The sequence below is a fragment of the Sulfitobacter sp. HI0040 genome, assembly GCF_001634885.1.
In the GTDB taxonomy this organism is placed as follows: domain Bacteria; phylum Pseudomonadota; class Alphaproteobacteria; order Rhodobacterales; family Rhodobacteraceae; genus Sulfitobacter.
In genome coordinates, this window is record NZ_LWEX01000010.1 from 1 (window position 1) to 7,703 (window position 7,703).

General features: G+C 64.1%; 8 protein-coding genes. 1 reads left to right on the forward strand and 7 read right to left on the reverse strand.

Annotation, left to right across the window (positions count from 1 at the left end):
• The 3 genes from A3728_RS01020 to hutI form a co-directional block, all read right to left on the reverse strand.
• On the reverse strand, positions 1 to 308 hold a 308-nt coding region (locus tag A3728_RS01020; RefSeq protein WP_201722283.1), incomplete at its 3' end, for an N-formylglutamate amidohydrolase.
• Positions 305 to 1,843, reverse strand: a complete 1,539-nt coding sequence (gene hutH / locus A3728_RS01025; protein ID WP_067919465.1) for a histidine ammonia-lyase — start codon at positions 1,841 to 1,843, stop codon at positions 305 to 307. The genes A3728_RS01020 and hutH, both read right to left, overlap by 4 nt.
• Positions 1,840 to 3,051, reverse strand: a complete 1,212-nt coding sequence (gene hutI / locus A3728_RS01030) for an imidazolonepropionase (protein WP_067919467.1) — start codon at positions 3,049 to 3,051, stop codon at positions 1,840 to 1,842. The genes hutH and hutI overlap by 4 nt, the downstream gene beginning before the upstream one ends.
• Positions 3,052 to 3,135: 84 nt before the next feature.
• Here hutI and A3728_RS01035 point away from each other — a divergent pair, with 84 nt between their 5' ends.
• Positions 3,136 to 4,497, forward strand: a complete 1,362-nt coding sequence (locus A3728_RS01035; RefSeq protein WP_067919469.1) for a formimidoylglutamate deiminase — start codon at positions 3,136 to 3,138, stop codon at positions 4,495 to 4,497.
• A gap of 12 nt (positions 4,498 to 4,509) precedes the next feature.
• Here A3728_RS01035 and A3728_RS01040 read toward each other — a convergent pair whose 3' ends face one another.
• The 4 genes from A3728_RS01040 to A3728_RS23375 all read right to left on the reverse strand — a co-directional run.
• Complete coding sequence (locus A3728_RS01040; RefSeq protein ID WP_067919471.1) at positions 4,510 to 5,238, reverse strand: Crp/Fnr family transcriptional regulator; 729 nt, start codon at positions 5,236 to 5,238, stop codon at positions 4,510 to 4,512.
• A gap of 160 nt (positions 5,239 to 5,398) precedes the next feature.
• Positions 5,399 to 6,727 carry a DUF3618 domain-containing protein gene (locus A3728_RS01045; protein ID WP_067919473.1) on the reverse strand — a complete coding sequence of 443 codons (1,329 nt, stop codon included), beginning with the start codon at positions 6,725 to 6,727 and terminating at the stop codon, positions 5,399 to 5,401.
• On the reverse strand, positions 6,717 to 7,115 hold the full coding sequence (locus tag A3728_RS01050) for a phage holin family protein (RefSeq protein ID WP_067919475.1): 399 nt from the start codon (positions 7,113 to 7,115) through the stop codon (positions 6,717 to 6,719). The genes A3728_RS01045 and A3728_RS01050 overlap by 11 nt, the downstream gene beginning before the upstream one ends.
• Positions 7,112 to 7,703: hypothetical protein (locus A3728_RS23375; RefSeq protein ID WP_236630387.1), on the reverse strand; the 592-nt coding region annotated here is incomplete at its 5' end. The genes A3728_RS23375 and A3728_RS01050, both read right to left, overlap by 4 nt.

The window sequence follows — 7,703 nt, forward strand, 5'->3', positions numbered from 1 at the left end:
GTTTCCCAGATGGCGTTGTCATCGAAATCCGTCAGCGGGATCAACCCGGTGGTATTCTGCCCGGGATAGAGCGTCTGGCCCGAAGGGTCGCGGTTTGCATCGATGACATAGCGGTGAAACGTCGCCCGCACGGTCGTCGCCCCATCGAGAAGCCCTTGGTAGAGCCGGTCGATATGCCAGTCGGTATCGGCAAGCGCGCGACCCCGCTGGTTCAGGGCTGCGTGAACCTCGGGCGGCAGATCCGTCCCGGTATGGGGCATCCCCAGCACGATCGGCCCGTCGCCGCGGGTGACTTCCACGGGGGTCATGGTGAAACCTCAGGCATTGTGGTCGCCGAGGCTTCGATGATCGTGCCGGAGCGGATGAGCTGCCCTGCAGCTTCCAGATCGGGGGCGAGGTAACGATCCTCGGACAGGCCGGGGATGCGCTGGCGCACGGCATCCAGCACCGCGCTCAGCGGCGCGCTGGTCTTCAGGGGGGCGCGGAAATCGACGCCTTGCGCCGCACAAAGCAATTCGACCCCCAATATGCGTTCCAGGTTGGCAACCATGCGACCGAGCCGCACGGCCCCATGGGCGGCCATGCTGACGTGGTCCTCCTGATTGGCGGAGGTGGGTGTGCTGTCGGTGACGCAAGGATTGGCGAGATGCTTGTTTTCGCTCATCAGTGCCGCGGTGGTCACTTCGGCGATCATGTAGCCGGAATTCAGACCGGGATCGGGCGTCAGGAAGGGGGGCAGGTCGTGGTTCAGCGTAGGGTCGACAATCAGCGCGATCCGGCGCTGGGCAATGGCGCCGATCTCTGCCAAGGCCAGCGCGATGGTGTCTGCCGCAAATCCCACCGGCTCTGCGTGGAAATTCCCGCCCGACACGATCAGGTCCGCTTCGGCCAGTACCAGCGGATTGTCCGTCGCGGCGTTCGCTTCGATCTCCAACGTGCGGGCGGCTTGGCGCAGGACGTCCATCGCGGCCCCGGCCACCTGTGGTTGGCAGCGAATGCAATATGGGTCCTGTACGCGTTGGTCCCCTTCACGGTGGCTTTCACGAATTTCGGACCCGTCCAGCAGGTCGCGCATGGTGGCTGCGGCCTCGATCTGTCCGCGGTGCCCGCGAAGGTCATGGATTTCCGGCTGGAGGGGCGCCGTGGACCCCATGATCGCATCCGTCGAAAGGGCAGAGGTGATGAGCGCGTTTTGCAGCGCCCGCCATGCCCCGAAAAGCCCGACGAGGGCGAAGGCCGTGGAAAACTGGGTGCCGTTGATCAGGGCCAGCCCTTCCTTCGCCCCGAACTCGACGGGCGCGAGCCCCGCGCGGCGCAACGCCTCGGCCCCCGACAGGGTGGCGCCGTCGAACTCGGCTTCGCCTTCGCCCATCATGACGGCAGCCATATGGGCTAGGGGGGCAAGATCGCCCGATGCGCCGACGGAACCCTGCACCGGGATGACGGGCGTGACGCCTTTGGCCAGCATGCCCTCCAGCAGGGTGATAAGCTCCATCCGCACACCGGATGCGCCCCGACCGAGGCTGAGCAGTTTGAGCGCCATCATCAGACGTGCGTGGGAACGCGGAATCGGCTCCCCCACGCCGCAGCAGTGCGACAGGATCAGGTTGCGCTGCAGCGTCGCGGTATCCTTGGGGGCGATCTTGACGCTGGCGAGTTTGCCGAAACCGGTATTCACGCCGTAGACAGCGGTCTGCCCCGCTGCGGCGTTTGCGATCCGTGCCTGCGCCTGTTCGATGCCCGCATGACAGGCGGGATCGAGTTTCAGGGCCGCGTTCTGATGAAACAGTTCGTGGAGATCGGCGAGCGTGACCTTGCCGGGAGTAAGCGTCAGTGTTGTCATGAAGGTCGTCCGATGATGCGTCGGTGAAGTGGATTGAAGCCCATGCGGTAGGCCAGTTCGGCGGGGTGCTCGATATCCCAGACCGCGAGCTCCGCGCGCTTGCCGGGCGCAAGCACCCCGCAGTCATCGAGGCCGAGGGCCCGGGCGGCATGGACCGTAACGCCGCGCATCGCTTCATCGGGCGTCATGCGGAACAGCGTGCAGCCCATGTTCATTGCCAGCAGCAGAGAGGTCAGGGGCGAAGAGCCGGGGTTCGCGTCCGTCGCGAGCGCCATCGGTACGCCCGCGTCGCGCAGGCCTGCGACGGGGGGCGCCTGTGTTTCCCGTAACGTGTAGTAGGCGCCGGGCAGAATGACGGCCGTCGTGCCACTATGAGCGAGTGCTGCGATGCCCGGCGCATCCAGATGCTCCAGATGATCCGCCGAGAGTGCCCCGTAGGAGGCGGCGAGCACCGCGCCGCCAAGGTTCGACAGTTGCTCGGCATGGAGCTTGACCTGAAGGCCGAGAGCCTGTGCCGCGTCGAAAACCCGGGCGATCTGTTCGGGAGAGAATGCGATGCCTTCGCAGAAACCGTCCACGGCATCCACCAGCCCTTCGGCATGGGCGGCGCGGAGCGCGGGGATGCAGACCTGATCGATGTAGCCGTCCTTGTCGTCCTGCCATTCGGGCGGGGTGGCATGCGCGCCGAGAAAGCTGGTGCGGACCCGGATCGGGCGCGTCTCTGCCACTGTCCGAGCAGCACGCAGCATGCGCAATTCGGTTTCAACATCCAGCCCATAGCCCGATTTGATCTCTATCGTGCCGACGCCTTCCGCGATCAGGGCATCGACCCGGGGCAGGGCGGAGGCCAGCAATGCGCCTTCGGACGCCGCCCGGGTCGCCGCGACGGTCGAGACGATTCCGCCGCCGCTGCGGGCGATTTCTTCGTAGGTTGCGCCGTTCAGACGTGCTTCGAACTCGGCCGCGCGGTTGCCCCCGTGCACGATATGGGTGTGGCAGTCGATCAGCGCCGGGGTGACCAAACGGCCTTCGAAATCATGGTGCTTCTGCCCCATGTAGCTGGCGGGCAGTTCGGCGCGGGGACCGATCCAGTCGATCATCCCGTCCGCCAGAACAATGGCGGCATCATCGATCAGGCCGTAGGGCGCCGCACCTGCCGCCATGGTGGCAGCCCGCAAGCCTGTCAGCACATCTGTCCTGTCTGTCATGTCACGATCCGGCACTGTGAGATTTCGCTTTTCTTGTATACCTGATCAATCTATATGTATAGACATAAAATTGGAGGCCACGACATGCGGATTCTTGCGAAACAAGCTTTGCTGGCGACCGGCTGGGCAGAAGACGTACGGGTCTCTCTTTTCGACGGGTGCATTTCCGCAATCACGGTGGGGGTGGAGAAAGGCCCGGAGGACGTCAGCGTCGGCACCCTGTTGCCCGCGATGTCGAACCTTCATTCGCATAGTTTTCAGCGCGCCATGGCGGGCATGACCGAACGGCGCCAGCCCGGGAAGGACAGTTTCTGGACATGGCGTGACCTGATGTACCGCTTCACCCGTCATCTGACGCCTGACCATATAGAGGCCATCGCGGCACAGGTATTCGTCGAGATGCAGGAGGCGGGATATGCCGGCGTCGGGGAGTTCCATTACCTCCATCACGGACCGGATGGCGCGCCCTACGCGGAAATCGCGGAACTGTCCGGGCGGATATGCGCTGCCGCTGAACGCACTGGCATCGGACTGACGCTGCTGCCGGTGCTTTATACCTATGGCGGGGCCGGGCGGGTCGCTCTGTCAGAAGGGCAGCGCAGGTTCGGCAATGATGTGGACAGGTTCCTGAACCTGCATGTGGCTGCCGGCGACATTGTTGCCCAGACATCCTTTGATGCGCGTATCGGCGTCGCGCCCCATTCCCTCCGCGCGACGGCGCCGGAAGATTTGCAGAAGCTAATCGCGGCCCTGCCTGAAGGGCCCTTGCATATCCACGCAGCCGAACAGCCGAAGGAGGTGCGGGACGTCACGGACTGGCTGGGCGCCCGCCCGGTGGAATGGCTGCTGCATGAGGTGGGGGCAGATGATCGCTGGTGCCTGATACACGCCACCCACATGACGCAGGCAGAAACGGAAGGATTGGCGAAGTCCGGCGCGGTCGCAGGACTTTGCCCCATTACCGAAGCGAACCTTGGCGACGGTCCTTTCAACGGACCCGCTTTTCTGGAAGCGGGCGGTCTTTTCGGGATCGGGTCGGATAGCAACGTCCGCATATCGCTCTGCGAGGAACTGCGCATGTTGGAATATTCCCAGCGCCTGCGGGATCTGTCGCGCAATGTGATGGTGCGCGGGCAGGGATCGGTCGGGGATTGTCTTTACCGGACGGCAGCGGAAGGCGGCGCGCGGGCGCTGGGGCGGAATGCCGGGTCAATCGCAGAGGGCCGCCTCGCCGATCTTGTGGCGATCGACGGGGATCACCCTGCGCTATGCGCATTGTCAGCGGATCAACTGTTGGATGGTCTGGCCTTTGCAGCCTCTGACAATGTGGTAACCGATCTTTGGTCTGCGGGGCGGCATTGCGTCAGCGAAGGCAGGCACATTGCCCGCGATGCGGTGGCGCAGGCCTACCGGGGCGCGATGGCGGACCTGACCGCGCTGCTCTAGCGCGGGGGACCCTCATGTATGGGGGAACCAGCTGGTGTCCATGTTGTCGAAGGGGCTGATGAAACCCAGTTCCTTTTCCCACTTTTCCCGGTTCTGCAGACGGAAATAGGGCCGGTCGATCGAAAGCTCGCCGGTCTCGACCCAGCGACGCAGCAGCCGATTAACGTAGATCGGCGTGAGACCCACAAGCTCGCCCAGCTCGGCCTGGCTGAAAGGGACCCGGATGCGATTGCCGAGACCCACGTTCGCCACGTGCAGCCGCGCCCTGAGTTGTAGCAGGAAATGCTTCAAACGCCCTTCGGCATCCATGGCGGCCAATGTTACCGCATGTTCCCGCAGGGCCACCTGATCGAGCGCCGAGATCGCCAGCATGAGCGCCGAAAGCCGGGGGAAATCCTGCAGCATTTCCGCCAATCCGCTGCGGGGGAAGGGGCAAAGTACGCCATCCGTCTGCATGGCGATGGTGTGATGTGCCTGCGAAAGTCCCAACTCGGCTATGCCGATGACCTCGCCGGGGAGGTAGACCCGGAACTTATGAGACTTTTCGGTCATCGTGTGACCAGTGGCGCAGGCCCAGCCTTCGTTCAGGATGTGAATGATGCCGATGTTGTCGCCGGGCCCGTGAAGGATGTCGCCTTTCTTGACGAACTGACGATCCATCTCGATCTTTTCGATGAAGTCACATTCACGCTGGGTCAGATCCACATAATGGCTGAGGCGATTGACGAGGCAGCTATCCATTTCCTACCGATCGGTTCGGGGTCGTTGGAAAGGGGGCATACAATAGCCCGTCTGTATATTCACCCGAAAATTGCAGTTTTTCCCTTGATCCCTGCCTGTAAACGCAAAAGAGCCCGCCCCTTCGGCAAGGGGCGGGCTCGCTCACTGACTTCAGCGGGGATCAGCTTTTGGACTTCGGCTTTCCGAGATCCTGCTTTTCAGCTTCGGACTGCGCCGCATCGGCGATCCGCTGACCTGACTTCTTGGCCTTGTCGGCGACGGCCTTGGCGGCTGTGTCGGCAGGCGCCTTCTCATCCGCGTCATCCTTGACCTCTTTGGCGATTTTTTTCGCCTCATCGGTCGCGGCTTCGGCCACCTTGCCGAGCTTCTCCCGCTCTTCGCGGTAGATGCGTTCGGCTTCGTCGAACAGGTGGTCGCTATGCTCGCCCAGGTACTTGTCTTCGGTCCGGCTGCGCGGAAGGGCGGCACCCAGTGCCGCACCGACTGCAACGGCCAATGCGCCGGCGATCAGGGGGTGGTCTTCGAACAGATCAACAGCCTGTTCACGGCCACGGCGTGCATAGACGGCAGCTTGATCCCGGGCTTCGACGGCACGTTCGCGCGCCGCGATGACCCGGTTGCGAGCCTCTTCGCTGAGGTGTTCGGTACCCTCTGCCAAACGACGGCGGCGTTCCGCCGCCCATTCGGAGGCAGAGCGTGCCGTGCCCCGCACCCGGTCGGAGACGTTGTGCGCGGTGTTGCGCGCCCCTTCAGCTGCGGAACTGGCCGTGTCGCTGACCCGATCCCGCGCGCTGTGAAGCCCGCTGGAAACGGACGAGCCCACGCCCCGCGCCTTGTCGGCGGCGGAGGAACCGACGCCGCGTGCGGTATCGGCTGCCGAGGATCCGGCGGACCGCGCCTTGTCAGCCGCCGAGGATGCGGCGCTGGACACGCTGTCACCGGCGCTGCTGGCCGCGGATTTCGCGCTGTCGAGCATCCCGTTGTCGTTGTCGTAATCATCATGGTCCGGATCACGGGCCCAGGACGGTTCGTTCGCCATGCTCCGACGACCGCTATAATAGGGCCGCGCGGGATTGCCCGGCTGCGCACCGAGGCTACGCCCACGATAGGTATGGTCTGCCGCATCGACCGACGAACTGGGGGCATAGCGACGCTCCGCTGCCGCAAGGCGCCGGTCAGCGTCGTAGGGGTCCCGATTACGGTCGATATAGGGGTCACGGTAGGGGTCGCGCGCCGTCGTCCGATCACCGAACACCATCCATGCAAGACCAACGCCGGTCAGCGCCAGCGCCATCGGGTTGCGCTTGACCGATTCCGACAGGGAGCGCCCGATGTCGCCGCCATGTTCGCGGAACTGGTCGGTGAACTGGCGGGCCAGACCTTCGACCGAGAACCGGTCCTGAATGTCGTCCAGCGTATCGGTCAACTCGGCGCGTTCCCGCTCGATTTCCCGTTCGATCTCTCTCGAACTGCGATTATCACTTGTCATCGTAAACCTCCTTAACGGCTTGCGCATCGCGCTTCACATTCTGTGCCGTGCGTGTGGGTGCAAGGCTTCTGAGTTTCAGGTCACTGGTGCCCTTGGCGATCATCACATAGGCAATGATACCCAGAACGGCGCCCACGATCAGGGCGGACCAACCAGCGGGGATACCGGCTTCTGTCAGCGCTGCGACGAGGGCCGCGCTCAATACGTTCAGGGCAGTCAGCGCGATGACGACGGCACCCACGATGAGGCCGATGGCAACACCGGCGGAATGCAGGTTTTCGTTGATCTCCGCGCGTGCCAGATCGACCTCCTTGCGGACCAGAGAACTGACATGGGTGAGAGCCTCGTTCAGAAGGCTTCCTGTCGACTTTTGCGGTTCAGTGGTCATGATTTGTCTCCTGTCTTGGGCGAAGATGTGGTGGCGCCGGCTGTCTTTGTGCCGCTGCCGGTCTTGACGGCGGGCGAAGCAACGCCCCCGGTCGAACCTGCGGCAGATGTGGTGGCACCCGATGTGCCGCCTGCGGCGGGCGTCGTCGCGGAAGAGGTGGGACGGGTCGTTCCGCCACCCGGTGCCGCCGATACCGGCGCGCGGGAACTGGGAACGGGGCGGTCCATCTCGCTGTGGTCGCGGTCGCTTCCGTAGCCGCCACCGCGGGAGGTGGAGGACGAAGCCTTCGCGAAGCGGGTCGCGGCGAAACCGATCAGGGCCGCGCTGCCGAGGAAGATCGCGGGGTTTCGCTTGGCAAAGCTGTTGAGGTCGTTCACCAGCTCTCCGAGGTCCTTGCCGCGGATCGCTTCGGACGCGTCGGCAAGACCGTCCGCGATCTGGCTGAACGTGCGCTCCTGCGGGGAGCCGCTGCGCAGGTCGTCCGCCGCATGCCGCAACGCGGAAGAGACGCTCTTCACTTCATCGGCAGCGGTTTCCTTGGTCTGGTCCGCATAGCTGGCCGCTTCGTGCGACACGGTCTGCGCCACG